Raw genomic sequence first — 15,868 nt, 5'->3', positions numbered from 1 at the left:
CTCCGTTTGTGACTAGATCCCCTTGAATGAACGAAGGAGATTCAAGAATGAACTGCCGCCGAGAATGACAAACATGGCCGGCAGAAGGAACAGCACCATCGGCACAATGAGCTTTGCACCGAGCTTATGAGCCCGTTCCTCGAGACTGGTGATCCGCTCGCGCCGTAGGTCGGCCGCGATCGTGCGCAGGGCCTGGCCCAATGGCGTTCCGTATTGCAGGCTCTGGCTGACCATAACGCCAAAGCGGCGAAACCCTTCCGAAGTGGACGCCAGCTTATCGAACGCCTCGGCGCGGGTCGGTAATATCCTGAGGTCGTCGAGCAGCACGTACAAAACACGCGAGATAGCCGGATTGGTCTGGTTCATCTCTTCGGCGACACGCTGCAAGGCACTTTCCAGTCCCATTCCCGCTTCAGCACACACAACGAGCAAATCGATGATATCCGGCGTGCCTGACCGAATGGCGGCATCGAAACCCCGCTTCATGACGAGCAATATCAGTCGCGGCCCCATGATCCCTACAACCACGCCAAGAAGGGTGAAGATCAGCACACTGGACGGTGACCACCCCGAAAGCTGCGCAAAGAGGAAGGCAACGATCGGAAACAGGAACATGCTGACAGTCTTGACGCCTATCCAGATCGGCAAGACTCGATGGTGATTCAATCCAGCCGCCTGAAGAATGCCCCGCAACTCGTTCAGATTTTCCTCGGCGTAGAAACGCCGGTATCGCATGCCAATCGACGAAAACCAACTGGTCATATCCTGCGAACGCGTGGACCGGTCGGAAATCCCGAGCACCGCATTCGACACCCGCGCGTTTAGCGCGCGAATGTGTATCTCGCGGATAAGCATTACGGATGTCGCGGTCGCGGCAATGATGACGAGGGCTGCCAAAGCCAGGCCGGCAGTCATAGCGACGTCTCCCTTTGAATCATCCAACGGATCACAAAGTGCCCGAGAATGACCGAGCCAACGGCATACGCCAGGAGCATGTTGCCGGTCGGATCATAAAACAGCAGATCGACCGACTTCGGATTGATCAAGTACAGCACTCCACCAATGATAACAGGTGAGACCGAAAGCGCGCGTGAGGAGAAGATTACCTCTCCTGCGAGAGCCTTCGCCCGGGCGGCCAGCGCGACGCGCTGACTCACGGTGTCTCCCAGGGTTTGCAGTGTTTCGGCCAGGCTGCCACCGGATCTCAACTGGATGGCAAGTGTCACCGCGAACATCGCGTACTCCGCGACTTGCGTACGCCGATAGATAGCTTCTACGGCTTCCTCCGGAGCTTTGCCCAAGGCAATTTCGCTGCAGACGATAGTAAACTGACCCGCCGTCGGTTCCGGCATCTCGCGAGCGATGGTACGAAGCGCTTCGTTTACAGGCAGACCTGAGCGCACTGTACTTGTCACCAGTTGAATCGTATCCGGCAGTTGCCGAAATAGTTGATTGGAGAAGCGACGTCGCTGCCACCCAAACAGACCGCGCACCACCAACAGCGCGACAATCGCGGCGGCAATGGACACCTGCAAGCTGGAAAATCCGAACGGGATATTGGCATAAAATATAGCCGCCGCCGCTATCGCGGCGGCCGGTAGCACAAAGATCGGGTGCCAGGAATAAACGATGTCCGGATTGTAGTTCACCAAACGGTGCAGCAACATCGAGCGCGCCCCGGTCTCAGTCCGGCGAATCGAAGTCCAGCCGGCCGTGGGCGCGGTTTGCAAAGCTATCGCGAGTTGGCGATTCATTCGCCTTTCGCGCGCATCCAACCACAGCGTCACGGCTGCCGCGCATAGGAGCAAGCCCAAAATAGCGAGGATCACGTAATTCGGAATCATATGTGCCTCATCGCTTCGGTCCAGGCTTGATGAAGCCCGTAATAGGCAAGTCGGCTTTTGAACTTCGGGAGCGCCTGAGTTGACTTGTAAGTCCCCAATATCCGCCCGTGAACATCCTCCTCCTGATACTCGAACGCCGCAATATCGTTGGTGGTGATCACCTCGCCTTCCATGCCGGTTACTTCGCTGACCTGAATGATCCGACGCTGCCCGTCCCGCATGCGTTCGATTTGAACGATAATATCCAGTGCAGCGACGATCTGCGCCCGAATCGCGCGCGATGGCAGATTTACCTGCCCCATCTGCACCATGTTCTCGATACGAGTCAGGGCGTCCCGGGTGCTATTAGCGTGCACCGTGGAGATCGACCCGTCATGGCCGGTGTTCATCGCTTGCAGCATATCGAATGCTTCGGCGCCGCGGACTTCGCCGACGACGATGCGGTCAGGACGCATACGAAGCGCGTTCCAAAGCAGATCGCGTTGGGTCACTTGCCCCGTGCCTTCCAGGCTGGGGGGCCTAGTCTCCAGGCTAATCACATGCGGCTGTTGAAGCTGCAATTCCGCCGCGTCCTCGATGGTGACAACGCGTTCACTGTCATCGATGAACTGGCTCATGGCGTTCAGCAGCGTCGTTTTGCCGGATCCGGTACCACCGGAAACGAGAACGTTGAGTCGCGCGCGGGAGGCAATCTCCAGCAATTTCCCGATCGCGGGCGTCATTGAACCGTTGTTGATCAGTCCAGCCATACTCAGGCGGCGACTTGGAAATTTTCGAATGGAAATGCAGGGGCTGTGAATCGCGAGTGGTGGGAGGATGATGTTGACGCGGCTACCATCCGGCAGGCGACAGTCGACCATCGGACTGGATTCGTCAACGCGCCGTCCGACCTGCGCCGCAATCTTCTGCGCTACGGAAGCGATATGGTCATTGTCACGGAATCGTACCGCGACCCGCTCCAGCTTGCCGCTTCGCTCGACATAGACATTGCTGGGTCCGTTGATCATGATGTCGTTGATTGTTTCATCGTCCAACAGCGGACGCAGCGGCCCATAGCCGGTCATATCGTCCGCGATATCGTCCGCTAGCTGAATCTGCTCGCGACCAGACAGCTCAAGCCGGTCCTGGTTGGCGATCCCGTGGATTATTTCCTCGATCTGCCGTCGAAGCACATCACGCGAAACAATTGCCGCTGCTGATGGATCAATCTGCTCCATCACCCGTTCACGCAGCGACGTGAGCATCACAGGATGATGAATTGGAGGGTCTTCCCGCCGAGGCACCAGGCTTGGGGCAGGTGCAGGTGAGCTTGCAACCGGCGAATGCGCGCCCGAGAGCGACGCCGACAAGCTTACAGCCGACAAAGGCACGATTTCCGTCAATGCGGGTGGGCTTGGCACTAAGGTAGGCAAACGAACTGGCGGTTCGTCTACGTGCCTGCCGAATAACCTTTTCATAGCCCCAGCAACCTCCTCAACCGTCCCTTTCGCTTGGCGCCGACGCCCGTGATCTCCCGGACAATCGGCGTTAGGTGACGTCGCAGTCCTGATACGTGCTTGAGCGCCGGAATTCCGAGATTAACCGCCTGAGTCATCCCCTTCCCAAGATCAGGAATCACCATGTCCGGCTCTGCGCCCAGAGCTTTGACAATCGTCGCCCTGGGAAGGCCTCCAGCACGATTGGCCCGGTTGAGCAACGTAAAGACCCGGTCCTTGCCAGCGATGTTGGTGACCGCCGTGCGGAGCGCATGAGCATTGCGAAGTCCCGTCACCTCCGCTTCCAGCAAGACCAATACGTGACGAGAAAGGCTGATCACCGGGTAGATCGAGGGAGGAAATGGAACCGGTACGTCGACAACGATGTAGTTGAATCGTTGGCGAAGCAAACCGAGCACGTGTCGCACGCCCGCTTCAGTAATATTGAGCTGCGCATCCAGCTCCTCGTCCGCGGCGATCAGACTAACCCGGTCGTTGATCTCGATGGCGGCGCGTTCCAGAAACAACGTATCCGCACGGATCGGGTTTTCCAGGGCGATGCGCAGACCAGGCCCTGGCCGAACGCCCAACATCACCGCCGTCTCGCCGTTCTGCAGATGAAGGTCGAGCAGCGCGACCTTGGCCTTGGTGGTATCAGCCAATTGCAGCGCGAGATTGATGGCGATGCTCGTCGCGCCGGCGCCACCCTGTGCGCCGCAAATCGAGATGACATGCCCGCCACGATCCGTTTGAGCTGGCGTAACGCCGCCAATCAGCTTCGGGCGCAGCAGGTCCAGCACCATATCTCGCGTAAGCGGCCGCGGAAGGTATTCGGTCACGCCGGTTTCCATCAGCTCGCGGTAGAAGGTGATCTCCCTGCTATCGCCGATCAGGGCCACCCGAACATCGGGCGGACAGACGCTGGCCAACCGTTCGAGTTCGGCAAAAGGGTCATCGATGCCGCTGATGTCCGTCACCAACGCGAACAGCTCGGTGTCGGTTTCCAGCATGCGGATGGCATGGCGGATCGTGCCGCGTCGGATCGTCACATTGCTGCCGTCGAGGCCTTTGCGCAGAGCCGCGGCGCTTTCCTCGTCATTGACGAAGCAAATGACGCGGTCGCGGGTGGCGGCAGATGTAGCTTCAGGCGGATTCACCATTGCCATGTTCATCAACGCTTCTCCGGCGACTTGCCAGGGTAGCCTGCTGCCGCTGCAGTAGTCTGGTGGGCAGCTTCCGGCGCCCCATCGCAGGCGACGCTTGCGTCGTCCGGACCGCTTTGCTTCCTGACCGAGTAATGCTCGGCCTTGCCGCCGGAATGAACCACGACTGCAGCAGTCTGGCCGGCAAGAGCGTTCTGGCGGGCGAGCTCCGGCGACACATCGCAGCTCGACATGGCACGAGCGTCGCCGTTATCCCGCTCATCGACGGCGGCCCGTACCGACAGCGAAAGCTTTCCGAGCTGTTTTGCGACTGTGATCCTGTTGACCTGTTCGGGTGTAAGCTCCAACGACACCGTCTGAGCCGGCTTACCCATCGTGGCGGCGATGGGCCGTCCGCCCTGCACGATCTCCTGGTCAATCGCAATGATCCGAACATTGCGGAGAACGGTTTCGCTCAGGGCGCGACGGGCAGGATCTGCCTTCTCGAATACCTGGGTCAGCATGACATCCACACGATCGCCCGGCCTGATGAGGCCCGAGACGCCGGACTCTTCGTCAACTTTGATGCTGATGGCTCGGCTGTCCGGCGCCAGCACGCTGGCGAGGAATCCTCGATCCTGAGGGCGCACGATATCTCGCAAAGTGACCGGACTGCCGGCCTCGACGAACTTGCGCACCAGTGAGCCGGAAAGTGAGGCCTTGGAGTCGGGCGTCTCAAGAATAGCATCTGCTGGAACGCGGTCAGGCTGCACCGTACGCACCAAGAAGTCTTCGTCACGGGCCAAGGTTCCGCGCGGCAATGGCCGCGCCGCCACATAATACCCGACGGTTTTTGGCGCTGGCGCCTGCTGAACAACCTCTTCGGTCGGAGTCTTGGGAGTGTTCATATTCAGCGCAATGAGGCCCAGCGCAGCTGTTGCAAGAAGAAGAACTGCAATAATCGAAAGTCGTAAAGCCGACGACATATCAAAATCCTTTACTGAAAATCGCCCAAATACCACCGCATGCTACGGCCACACCATAAGGCAACGGCGCGTGCCGCAAATGGCGCCAACGCTCGACCACGTAGACGCGGCGCAGCAACGATGACCCGGCGGGGGCAAGCCTTGGAGAAGGCAGGTTCCGCATCATCAGATGCACCAGGGCAAGAACGCCACCAACGAGTGCCGTAATCGTCAACATCTGAATGGTGCCCATCAACGGCAGACCAATCGCCAAGACGACGAGCAATTTGACATCGCCGCCGCCCATCAACCCGCGCTGGAAAATGACAAAAAGCACCAAAAACAAGATTGTCGCGGCAATCAGAGACCCGACCATCCCGACCGGATTAGCCAGATGACCTGCGATCCCGAGGATCGCGAGCGCAAGGCAGATCTCATTGCGGATCAATCGCGTCGCGACATCTATCGTTGCAACATAAAGCAACAACAGAATTTCCAGAACTGAGGCTATGTTGACGATCCAACTCATCAAGCGCGAACCTCAAACTCGTCCAATGGACCGCCTTTAAGGGTAGTCCAACCAGAACGCGGTCCCCTGAAGGCCACATCAACGGGCAATGGCCGTGGCGCCAGCGCGGTCACCGCATCCGTCAGCAATATCTTGATGGATCGAACACCAACATTGAATGAGATCCAGTCGGCGCCCAACCCCCTCATCGATTGGGTACAGAAGACGTAGCTGAGCTAGACGCCGCGTTATAAAACGGCAGCAGCAACCTTAGCGGCGACGCTCGAGATCGCGCTGCTCAGCGCATCTTTGATGGCACCGGAGCCCGACAGACCGAACGCAGCACCAACTGCAGCGACGATACAAGCGGCAACGATCACATACTCAAACGACACCACGCCGTCCTCATTCGCGCGCAAACGTTTGAGAGCTTCGGTCACCTTAATGTAATGCTTTAACATATGGCACCTCTTCAAAGGTCTCACTTTCAATGGGTTCACTACTCAGGCTGGCACACGCGCCTCGCAACGAATGCAGGCAAAATCTCGCGTCGCCCTCACTCTAGTATTGCCTTGTCGGAACCTGATCCGACAATCGTCGCTAAATTCATCATGTTGTTGGTGGCGCGGATCGCCGAACTTCGCCAGGGCACCAACCAATCGCCATTCAACTCATAGATCGAACTTTACAAAGGACAGGGCCACAAGAATCAACGGGCCCCGTCCTTCTGGTCCCGAGCAGCCGTACTAACCAACCGCAGTAGCAACCTTACTGGAGATGCTCGAGATCGCGCTGCTCAGCGCGTCCTTGATGGGACCGGAGCCCGACAGACCGAACGCAGCACCAACCGCGGCGACGATGCAAGCGGCAACGATCACGTATTCAAACGACACCACGCCATCCTCGCTAGCGCGCAGGCGCTTCAGAGCTTCGGTGGTCTTGATGTAATACATCAACATAGGAGAATCCCTTCTTTACAGAATAAAATTGGAACTACAGCCGTTGGCCGGCGACCTGCCGCCAGTGGGTGAATTTTGTGTTAAAGTGGCGGCCAAGTCAATGTTTAGACTAAGTTTCGACGATTTATACTTAACCGTGAAAATGCGGTGTAACCAGCCGGCGAACACGCCAAATGAGTGAGCAGTTTCTGCTTTTTCTGACGTCATTCTGCGTATCCGACAGTCATATTGACCGAGTTCCCGCAGGAACGTCCGCGCTGCGGCTAGAGTGTTTCCGACTTTTTCTGAATCGGGGATTCCCAAATCAGGTGGGCTCTGATTCAATTTTCCTGCTGGGACGGAGGCCAGCAAGGATGGCGCGAGCATACTCACTGGATCTGCGTGAGCGTGTTGTCGGGTTGGTTGCGAGTGGTGAGACGTGCCGAGCGGTGGCAGAACTGTATGACGTCAGCGTTGCGAGCGTCGTGAAGTGGTCGCAGCGGGCGCGCGCGACGGGCAGTGCGGCGGCCAAGCCGATGGGCGGCAGGCGGCCTTACCTGCTGGAAGGCGAGCGCGACTGGCTGCTGGCTCGGCTGGCCGAGAAACCTGATCTGACCTTGCACGCGCTGCTGGCAGAACTTGGCGAACGCGGTGTCGCGGTGTCCTGCGACACGCTCTGGCGGTTCCTCAAGCGCCAGGGCATCAGCTTCAAAAAAAACCGTGTTCGCGGCTGAGCAGGATCGTCCTGATATCGCGCGCCGCCGCGCCTGGTGGAGACGGCACCAATCGAAAATCGAACCTACCCGTCTCGTCTTCATTGATGAGACCTGGGCCAAGACCAACATGACCCGTACCCATGGTTGGTGGCGACGGGGCATCCCGCTCAAGGCTCAGGTCCCGCACGGCCATTGGCGGACGATGACCTTCCTCGCAGCACTCCGGCACGACCGCATCGCTGCGCCCTGCGTCATCGACGGGCCGATCAACGGCGAGAGCTTCCGTGCCTATGTCGAGCAGTTGCTGGTGCCAACGCTCCAACCTGGCGACATTGTCGTCATGGACAATCTCGGCTCCCACAAGGGTCCCGCTATCCGAAGAGCTATCCGAGCTGCCGGCGCACGGCTCGTCTTCCTTCCGCCCTATAGCCCGGACCTCAATCCGATCGAGCAGGTCTTCGCAAAGCTCAAAACCCTGCTCCGCAAAGCCGAAGAGCGCACCATCGAAGGCGTGTGGCGCCAAATTGGCAGCCTTCTCCAACACTTCACACCGCAAGAATGCGCAAACTATCTGCGCAACGCTGGATATGCTTCCGTCTAAATCGGAAAGACTCTAGCGCCCCCCGATACGCCTGGTACTTGCCGGCTCTACCTCCGCTATTGACGTGCAAGCCGCAATACGTGCTGCTATTTCCGATTGCGCTGATCGCAGATCGCAGCCGGGCGGGCATGTTCGTCAGCCGTTGTTTTCTCGTCGCCACACGGACGAGCTTTTCGCCAGTCGGCAAGGCAATAGTTTTGGGCTGAACAGTAGTGTCCACCACCATCCGCTTGGGATCGCGCGTACGCAGCGCGCCACCGGACAGCACAGTGAACGTAGGGCATGATCCTTATTTCAGGGAGTCCGCGTTTTCTGGATGGGTGCGACGAACGTGGACGACGGCCACATCATCGGCAAAGGCCCGCTCCCATTCGGGCAGTCGATCCAGCAGACCTACAGCCTGGGTCGACGGGAATAGCAGCGTTGAGTCGATCTTATACTCATCAAGTAATTTGATGAGATCCGCCAGATCCTCAAGGAGGATTGCCCGCAAATAGCGGCTGAGAAATGCCGGCCCATACAATTCGGCGCGTGAATCGATGAATGTCGGCATGCCCTGGAAGATCAAATATCCTCCGAAGTAGTAGTCATTCAGGACGCGATTTGCTTTAAATTCCTTGAGCTTTTCCACTGCACCACGCGGAACAAGTGGAGGAACATGCTCTTTCGCCGCGGCGATCACACCGGTGACGATAACGAGGGCCGCGAAAGCCGCAACAATTCCGGTCGTTTTTGCCGGAATCGCTTTCCGGCGGTCCTGCTGTTCAGGTCGCGAGAGATGCTGCGCCAATGGGCCAGCAATGAAGAAAGGGGCAACCAGTGCGAAAACGTCGACATAGCGTTGGTGGACGAGACTTTCGTAAACGAGAGCAAGGAGCGCAGCAACTCTGAGCAGAGGCAGCTTGAACCCGCTGTAGAGCGCGTAGGCAGCACCAGCAAGGAGACAAATTGTAAAGGGGTGCAGCGAGCTAAAATCTATCGGCTTCCACTCGCCAATGGTTGAAAGGATCGACCCAAGGTTCAAAATACGTATTGTAACCAGGATCGACTCGACGCCATACGGCGTGACACAGCCGGCCACAAGCGCCAACACCCCAAATCGAAACCAGTGCAACGCAACCGTCAAGCGGGACGATTTGTCCGCGTTCCCAAGCGCCTCAAGGGCGAATGGCGCAATCAACGCTACGCCTAACGTAAAGCTGCCATGAAGATTCGCCCACAGCGTGATGACCGGCAGGTAGGCCATTGAAGGCGCTCGTCGCTCTTCAATCGCCCGAAGCAGACCGTCGGCCCACAGCACCATCAAGGGAAAGATCAAGACATGCGGCCGGGCCAAGATGTGGTGCGCCGTCATGACGATCCCGGCACTCACCAGGATCGTGACCGGCACGTTCGACAGTCTTCTCAGTAGAAAACGCGCAAGCAGGAAGAACGCCGTAGAAGCCGCCAGCGCGGCTAAAAGCGCAGGGCCCAGCCAGCCGGCGAGTTTGAATGCAAGGAAGTAGAGGACTTCTGATAACCACGCACTGGTCATCCAGGGCGCGCCGTGCATCGTGAAAGAGAACAGATCAACATAAGGTACGGCACGATGATCTATGATCCACTGGCCGACCACGATATGCCAATAGGTATCCGCATCCCTTAACAAGCCGCTGATCTTGGCGATGAGTATCAGATAGGCCGTCGTCGCCAAGATGAACGGCAACCAAGCCCGAAGGTGATCGTTGCCCGGATGGGTCCCGTTCTGCTTGCTTTCCGCATCTACCTGATACGAATTATTGCTTAATGGCATGTTCTACGTCCTTGAAATGCCGATACTTGTCATTTTAGCTTCGCAGACGCAACGTGAAGCACTCAAGCTGATTAATATTCTCAGCGTCAACGATAGCTGTAGTGAGAGCGATGGCTCATCGCCGTTTTCAAAACGGCGCCTGGACGTGGTCGCTGCTGAGCTGCACCCGGTTCCGAAGACCCCGAGTTAGGTGTTTTATGGAACAGGAGGTGCGTCATGGAGAGAAGGCAGTTTACGCGGGAGTTCAAGCTTGAGGCTGTCCGGCTGATCAAGCAGCGGGGCGTGTCGTATGCGCAGGCGTCGAAAGACCTTGGTGTTCATCCGACGCAATTGCGCAATTGGGTGAAGCAGCTTGCGGACGATCCGCAGCATGCGTTCCCCGGCCATGGTCAGATGAAGCCGGAGCAGTTGGAGATCGCGCAGCTCAAGCGCGAGGTGCTCAGGCTGAAGGCCGAACGGGACATTCTAAAAAAGCCGGGGCCTACTTCGCGAAGGAATCGACATGAAGTTCGGTTTCGTTGCGAAGCACCGGGGTTCTGGCCGGCGGAATGGTTATGCGGAGCGCTCGGTGTCTCGCGGGGTGGTTTTTATGCGTGGCTGACACGGCCGCGCAATCAACGCAGCCGGAGCGATGAGGACGTTGGCGCGAAGGTTCGTGCCAGCTCTCTGGCGAGCGATCGAACCTACGGGGCCAGGCGTGTCTGGCACGATCTGCTCGCCGAAGGGGTAAGGTGTGGTCTGCACCGGATCGAACGATTGATGCGGCAGCAAGCCCTTAAAGCGCGCCCGCGACGGCGTCGACTGCCGCCCGATCTGGGTGAGCGGCAGGTCGCCGCCGTCGCTCCCAACGTGCTCGACCGCAGCTTCGAAGCGTCCGCTCCCAACCGCAAATGGATCGCTGACTTCACCTACGTGTGGATAGCGGAGGGCTGGCTCTATGTGGCCGCCGTCGTCGATCTCTTCTCCCGCCGTGTGGTTGGCTGGTCGATGAACGCAGCGATGACGGCCCAGCTCGTCACCGACGCCCTGGTGATGGCGATCTGGCGACGGGGCAAGCCGGACGCGCTGCTGCATCATTCCGATCGTGGCAGCCCAATACACCAGCGAGCAGTTTCAGCGGTTGATGGCAGATCACGGCGTCGTCTGCTCGATGAGCAGGTCAGGCAATGTCTGGGACAACGCGGCGATGGAAAGCTTCTTCTCGTCATTGAAGACCGAGCGGACTGCGCGCAAAATGTAGCGGACGAAGGACGACGCCAAGGCCGACGTCTTCGATTATACTGAGCGCTTCGACAATCCGAAACGCCGGCACTCGACGATCGGATATTTGAGCCCTATGGAGTTCGAGCGGCAGGCTCGATTAGCTTAAGCGGGCGTCAACAGAACCGGGTGCAGCTCATGCCGACCTACAGAGCGCTGATCGCGCCGACCTTTGCCATCTCAGTTTGCGCCTATTGCGATCGAGCTGCCACCCATAACACGATCCGCGGACTTCAACGAACTCACCAAAGAACCGATCGTGCCGTTAACACAATTGCAGACTGCGCAGTGCGAGGTTGAAACTAAGATTTCTGGACACTTCTTTCTGCCCATCTTATTGCATCTAGAGCGCGCACTTCCGCAGGGAGTGCTTCTGAACGAGGATACGGAATGGCCGCCTCCCGTCCCACCCGCGAAATCGCCTCGGTCCAAACCAAGATCCCCGCGTTCCTCCAGACGTTGCTTTTTGTGCTGTGCGCCACGAACCTGACGGTTTGCCTGATAGCTTACCTTTTGCGGCTCTGGATTTACGATCACAACGGCTTCGGCATTCCGGTGGATTTCGTCAGCTTTTGGGCCGCCGGGCGCCTCGCGCTCGATGGCTTGGCGGCCCAAGCTTTTGATTGGGAAATTCACAGGCAAATAGAGGTCGCGGCGCTTGGACAGAATTTTGCCCGCAATTTTCCTTGGCACTACCCGCCGCCGTTCCTCTTCGTCGCATCACTAATGGCGCTGTTACCCTATGGTGCAGCGTATTTCGGCTGGGTTGTTGCCAGTTTGGTGCCTTATGTTGCCGTCATGCGGGCAATCGTTGGTAACAACTTCGGCGTACTGCTCGCGCTGGCGGTACCGATGTTTTTTTTCAATGCGCTGGTCGGACAGACCGGGTTTTTGACCGCCGCGCTGATTGGCGGCACGCTCTATCTAATTCCGGTGCGCCCGGTACTCGCAGGCATCTGTCTTGGGTTATTAACTTACAAGCCACAATTCGGGTTGCTGTTTCCCATTGTGCTGATTGCGGGCAGGCATTGGCGCGTGTTCATTAGCGCCACCGTGACCACAATCGCCATGTTCGTCGTTTCGGCATTCGTCTTTGGCACTGCGAGCTGGCTCGCGTTTTTCCATTGGCTCCCGCACTCCTCGTATATGATCTTGACTGAGGGTAAGTCTAGTTGGTGGAAATTGATGAGTCTCTACTCTCTGGTGCGTCATTTTGGCGGCACCGAACAGCTGGCCTGGGCCCTCCAGTTTGTCCTTGTCGTGGGCACTACGGTGGTTCTAGTGATGATATGGCGAAGCCGCGCACCTTATACGTTGAAGGGTGCCGCCCTATCTGCAGGGACGTTATTGGCCACACCGTACGTATACATCTACGACATGGTTGTGCTCGCTATTCCGATCGCGTTCCTATTTCGCATAGGATTGAGTAGCGGCTTCCGTAGCTATGAACTTCCTGCTCTAGCCAGCGCGGTTGTGCTCGTTGTCGCTTTTCTCACGGAGACCCCGACGGGACTCGGAGCCACCTTAATCGTTTCGATCCTGATCCTTGCTCGTGCTGGTTCGTGGTGGCGGCGTGAGCCATATGATCAAAGCCTCGGTTCCGGAATCTCCACCGGCGGGACATCTTTGTGAGGCGTAGTTGATCGCTTCCAAATCAATAGTAACAAAAACAAGACGACTTCCGGGCTTAACGGCACGGATGCAAAGCCAGCGGGTCGAGCTATCAACGGCAAAACCCAGGCGCAAGCGAGGGCCGACTTCTCCCATGGCCTAAAGCCCTCCTCGAGGCCTTGGGCTGCCAAAGCCGCAACCGGCAAGGACAAGAGGACAAAATCGTAGTCAAGTATGAATGGCGTGCCCAGTAATATTGCGGCACCTGTCGCTCCTGCGCGTAGGCGCAGCGATGCGTGGCTGCGCCAAATCATCCATAGTAATATGGCCGCCGAAATTGTAACGATTGCTTGAATTGAGTAGGCGAGACCAATTCCGCCCCCGATGAGCCTTACGGCCGAGAATGCGCTTTGCATTTTAGCAAAGCCTGCTATCCCCTCTTCTAGCCATATCCGGGATAGCGGGACGTCTGACCAAAACTGACGCCATATCTCGAGCCCGAAAATTTGTGTCGCCGCAGTTGCGAAAGAGCAGACGGAAAATGCTGCGCCGAGCGCCATCTTCCAGTTTGCCCGTGCTAGGACCGCAACAGCCAGCATCGGTGCAAGTTGGGGTTTGAAGCATAATGTGCCAAGCACCATGCCAGCGGCTACCGGGTATCGATCCGACATGAGCAGGCCGGTTCCAACTATCGATGTCGATAGAAAAGCGTTCTGGCCGTGAATGATGTTTATCAGAACGGCGGGGAAGCACAGTATCGGCACAATAGCATCGGATCGTTGGATGAACCTCCATACGGTCGCAATGTAAGCCGCTCCGGTTGCAGCAAGCCAAATAAATAGAGAAATTAGGTAAGGTAAAAGACCGAGGGGAGCGATGATCAAAAGTGCAGGAGGTGGATAAAACCAAGCGTAGTATTGTACGCCTTTTCCGAAGAAAGCCTCTTGGGCCGCGTAATGCTTGACCGGATCATATACGTAGCCCGCGTTTCCGGAGAGAACTAAGCCAGAGGCGGCCCAAAAGCTCGAAAAATCCGTTCCAATCGGCTCACCGCGAATGTCAAGGTTACCATGAACTGTCAGAACGTAGGCCACCGACAGGAAAGAGCTGATCGTCAAAAATATCGTTGGGTACAACTTAATGCGCTTTGCGGTCAGCCATGCTCCCAAGCTCACTATCGACAAAGGCGACATCTTTCCCCCCAAAGGGACCTCATCACTACGACAAAACTCTGAGCTAACCGGCCACTTTAACTCAGGCTCGCGCACCACCACCACCGGCGCACTTCCGCAAGCATACTTTCCCTTCCCCCTGTTTACCGGAATCAAGGCGTTCGAGACAATGGTGGATGCACCTGTCGGCGCCCACCGCGGCCGCAGTCGGACTCTAAGCGAATACGTGTGAGATGACGGTTTGAATAATACGCGCACGTCATAGCGGTGTAGTGCTCGCACAATGCCGCGCTCCCTGGCATAAGTCAGCATCCCGGCCACTGTAGTCCCGGCCGGCATATCGCGTTATAACGCGCATGCTCGCCATTACGTTGTAACCATCGCCGCCGATGGTGACTCTCGCTCGGATGTACGGTGGGCCAGCCGCCACAGGAGACGAGCCGCGAACAGCGGCAGGATGAGCAGCGCACCGGGAATATGCGCGAAGCCGCCCAATAGCACCATCAGAATGGGCAACATCCATAGCGCCAGCGAAAGACACTGATCCACAAAGGTTTCGTTGCCGCGCTGGCGCAACAGCGCAAGAATCCATCCGAACACGACCATGTCGTAGTTCATTATCCAGGGTGAAAACAGGAAAGTCGCGGTGACCAACAGCGCTTGTGAGAGCACCGGATCTCGCTGGCGCCAGAACGTCCAAACAACCGCTCCAAAAGCGCAGGCTGACACCACCCACTGGACTGCCCAGGCGCAATTGTTCGGTAGGCCGATAAGTCGAGCGTTGACAAAGGCTGAGGCAACGATCGGCCAGCCCATGTCACCAGCGGCGTAGATCAAGTCATGCTGTTGCGGTACTACCTTGTGGTAATACTGTGTCCAGATTTCCGGCCCGAACCATATTCCAGTCGCCGCGACGAGCAACACCGTTGTAGCGACCGCTGAGCTAATGACACGCCAGTGTCCGTGCAGTACCAACAAGACCGGAAGCAGGAGACCTAATTGCGGCTTGACAGTTAGGATACCGAACAAGATTCCAGCGATGATCGGTCGCCGATCGAGATTTGCCAGTCCGCCAATCAAAAGCGCAGCCGTCAAAAATCCATTGTGGCCGAAGAATACGTTCACAACGACAGCAGGCGCAACCGCGAGAAATAACCAGTATTTTCGGTCGACGCCGCTCGCGATTGCCGTCCACACATAGAGCGTGAGCCCCACGACGCACCACACCATGTATGACGGCAAAAACTCGAGCAAGCCAAACGGCCAAATAAAAAACAGAATATGCGGAGGATATGACCAATACATCTTCTCAAAAGTTGGAAGGTTGGTTACCTTCAGCACCGCATCCATGTAGTCGTTGGAATCAAACCAGGCCGCGGGACCGCCCGAAAACGCCGAGCGGCCGCCCATCCAGGTGTTAAAAAAATCTCGGCCGACCGGGTCGCCGCTCGGATAAAGGACGAAAGTTGGAAACGACTGAGCCACCGATAGTTTGAGGTCCAGTGCGACGATGGCGAACAAGATAGCCGCAGCCAATCCGGTAAATACGGCATAAACCCTCCCAAATACGGAAGCGGGTGCCTGGACCGACGTTGTCATCGCCAATACTCCGAAAAGGTCATCCTTCCGCAACTTTGGCGAGCGCACAAGCGGCCTGTGAAGACTCGCATTTCAGATAGCGCTGCGTCGACGGGAGCATCGCCCAGCTGGCCGGCTTTGGTTTTGCTCTTTGGGAACGATGGGAGCGAAGCTTTGGAATCCTCTGGGCCTTTAAGTATTTGTCGATCGTGAGCTTTTGCAATCCTTGATCGATGGTGGCAGGGCTATTGTAGCGGCATCCGCAG

Annotated in this window: 14 protein-coding genes and 1 pseudogene; 4 read left to right on the top strand and 11 right to left on the bottom strand. The window is 57.4% G+C overall.

Features of this window, described 5'->3' with window-relative positions; all coding sequences use genetic code 11:
* Positions 1 to 12: 12 nt before the first annotated feature.
* From FFI89_RS07155 to FFI89_RS07120, 8 genes are all read right to left on the bottom strand, one after another.
* Positions 13 to 915 (bottom strand): type II secretion system F family protein, encoded by a 903-nt coding sequence (locus FFI89_RS07155; RefSeq protein WP_138834187.1) that lies wholly within the window; start codon positions 913 to 915, stop codon positions 13 to 15.
* Complete coding sequence (locus FFI89_RS07150) at positions 912 to 1,844, bottom strand: type II secretion system F family protein (RefSeq protein ID WP_138834185.1); 933 nt, start codon at positions 1,842 to 1,844, stop codon at positions 912 to 914. The genes FFI89_RS07155 and FFI89_RS07150 overlap by 4 nt, the downstream gene beginning before the upstream one ends.
* A complete protein-coding gene (locus FFI89_RS07145; RefSeq protein ID WP_371722500.1) occupies positions 1,841 to 3,091 on the bottom strand; it encodes a CpaF family protein in 1,251 nt (416 codons plus the stop codon). Before FFI89_RS07145 ends, FFI89_RS07150 begins: the two co-directional genes overlap by 4 nt.
* Positions 3,092 to 3,297: 206 nt before the next feature.
* Entirely contained in the window at positions 3,298 to 4,491 is a 1,194-nt protein-coding gene (locus tag FFI89_RS07140) for an AAA family ATPase (protein WP_138834182.1), read from the bottom strand.
* Positions 4,491 to 5,447 carry a Flp pilus assembly protein CpaB gene (gene cpaB / locus FFI89_RS07135; protein ID WP_138834180.1) on the bottom strand — a complete coding sequence of 319 codons (957 nt, stop codon included), beginning with the start codon at positions 5,445 to 5,447 and terminating at the stop codon, positions 4,491 to 4,493. The genes FFI89_RS07140 and cpaB overlap by 1 nt, the downstream gene beginning before the upstream one ends.
* Before the next feature lies 1 nt (position 5,448).
* Positions 5,449 to 5,955, bottom strand: a complete 507-nt coding sequence (locus FFI89_RS07130) for a prepilin peptidase (protein WP_138834178.1) — start codon at positions 5,953 to 5,955, stop codon at positions 5,449 to 5,451.
* Positions 5,956 to 6,182: 227 nt separating this feature from the next.
* Entirely contained in the window at positions 6,183 to 6,395 is a 213-nt protein-coding gene (locus FFI89_RS07125; protein ID WP_138834176.1) for a Flp family type IVb pilin, read from the bottom strand.
* Positions 6,396 to 6,680: 285 nt separating this feature from the next.
* Entirely contained in the window at positions 6,681 to 6,893 is a 213-nt protein-coding gene (locus FFI89_RS07120; RefSeq protein ID WP_138834174.1) for a hypothetical protein, read from the bottom strand.
* 353 nt (positions 6,894 to 7,246) lie between these two features.
* Here FFI89_RS07120 and FFI89_RS07115 point away from each other — a divergent pair.
* Positions 7,247 to 8,189, top strand: a protein-coding gene (locus FFI89_RS07115) for an IS630 family transposase (RefSeq protein WP_138829534.1) whose coding sequence is annotated in 2 segments (ribosomal slippage) — positions 7,247 to 7,582 and positions 7,584 to 8,189 — 942 coding nt in all. Because the reading frame shifts where the segments join, the coding sequence is not laid out codon by codon here.
* Between the two features lie 289 nt (positions 8,190 to 8,478).
* Here the strand turns inward: FFI89_RS07115 and FFI89_RS07110 are convergent.
* Positions 8,479 to 9,981 carry a hypothetical protein gene (locus FFI89_RS07110; RefSeq protein WP_246669383.1) on the bottom strand — a complete coding sequence of 501 codons (1,503 nt, stop codon included), beginning with the start codon at positions 9,979 to 9,981 and terminating at the stop codon, positions 8,479 to 8,481.
* 216 nt (positions 9,982 to 10,197) lie between these two features.
* Between FFI89_RS07110 and FFI89_RS07105 the strand changes: the two genes are divergently transcribed.
* From FFI89_RS07105 to FFI89_RS07100, 3 genes and pseudogenes are all read left to right on the top strand, one after another.
* Entirely contained in the window at positions 10,198 to 11,265 is a 1,068-nt protein-coding gene (locus FFI89_RS07105; RefSeq protein WP_246669382.1) for an IS3 family transposase, read from the top strand.
* Positions 11,266 to 11,275: 10 nt separating this feature from the next.
* Positions 11,276 to 11,350, top strand: a pseudogene (locus FFI89_RS34815) (hypothetical protein); the annotation flags it as partial.
* A 281-nt stretch (positions 11,351 to 11,631) separates the two neighbouring features.
* Positions 11,632 to 12,873: a glycosyltransferase family 87 protein gene (locus FFI89_RS07100; RefSeq protein WP_138834172.1), complete on the top strand. Its 1,242-nt coding sequence runs from the start codon at positions 11,632 to 11,634 to the stop codon at positions 12,871 to 12,873.
* Here the strand turns inward: FFI89_RS07100 and FFI89_RS07095 are convergent.
* Positions 12,828 to 14,045, bottom strand: coding sequence for a glycosyltransferase family 87 protein (locus tag FFI89_RS07095; RefSeq protein WP_168212814.1), 1,218 nt, complete (start codon positions 14,043 to 14,045; stop codon positions 12,828 to 12,830). The two genes, FFI89_RS07100 and FFI89_RS07095, sit on opposite strands and share 46 nt — an antisense overlap.
* Before the next feature lie 345 nt (positions 14,046 to 14,390).
* Positions 14,391 to 15,623, bottom strand: coding sequence for a glycosyltransferase family 87 protein (locus FFI89_RS07090; protein WP_138834168.1), 1,233 nt, complete (start codon positions 15,621 to 15,623; stop codon positions 14,391 to 14,393).
* Between the last annotated feature and the right edge of the window lie 245 nt (positions 15,624 to 15,868).

This window comes from Bradyrhizobium sp. KBS0727, assembly GCF_005937885.2.
In the GTDB taxonomy this organism is placed as follows: Bacteria; Pseudomonadota; Alphaproteobacteria; order Rhizobiales; family Xanthobacteraceae; genus Bradyrhizobium.
This window is presented reverse-complemented; position numbering and strand designations above follow the sequence as displayed.

Coding starts and splice junctions, on each gene's coding strand:
- FFI89_RS07130 (WP_138834178.1), bottom strand. CDS start 5,955: ATGAGTTGGATCGTCAACATAGCCTCAGTTCTGGAAATTCTGTTGTTG.
- cpaB (WP_138834180.1), bottom strand. CDS start 5,447: ATGTCGTCGGCTTTACGACTTTCGATTATTGCAGTTCTTCTTCTTGCA.
- FFI89_RS07110 (WP_246669383.1), bottom strand. CDS start 9,981: ATGCCATTAAGCAATAATTCGTATCAGGTAGATGCGGAAAGCAAGCAG.
- FFI89_RS07150 (WP_138834185.1), bottom strand. CDS start 1,844: ATGATTCCGAATTACGTGATCCTCGCTATTTTGGGCTTGCTCCTATGC.
- FFI89_RS07105 (WP_246669382.1), top strand. CDS start 10,198: ATGGAGAGAAGGCAGTTTACGCGGGAGTTCAAGCTTGAGGCTGTCCGG.
- FFI89_RS07095 (WP_168212814.1), bottom strand. CDS start 14,045: ATGTCGCCTTTGTCGATAGTGAGCTTGGGAGCATGGCTGACCGCAAAG.
- FFI89_RS07155 (WP_138834187.1), bottom strand. CDS start 915: ATGACTGCCGGCCTGGCTTTGGCAGCCCTCGTCATCATTGCCGCGACC.
- FFI89_RS07120 (WP_138834174.1), bottom strand. CDS start 6,893: ATGTTGATGTATTACATCAAGACCACCGAAGCTCTGAAGCGCCTGCGC.
- FFI89_RS07090 (WP_138834168.1), bottom strand. CDS start 15,623: ATGACAACGTCGGTCCAGGCACCCGCTTCCGTATTTGGGAGGGTTTAT.
- FFI89_RS07125 (WP_138834176.1), bottom strand. CDS start 6,395: ATGTTAAAGCATTACATTAAGGTGACCGAAGCTCTCAAACGTTTGCGC.
- FFI89_RS07100 (WP_138834172.1), top strand. CDS start 11,632: ATGGCCGCCTCCCGTCCCACCCGCGAAATCGCCTCGGTCCAAACCAAG.
- FFI89_RS07140 (WP_138834182.1), bottom strand. CDS start 4,491: ATGAACATGGCAATGGTGAATCCGCCTGAAGCTACATCTGCCGCCACC.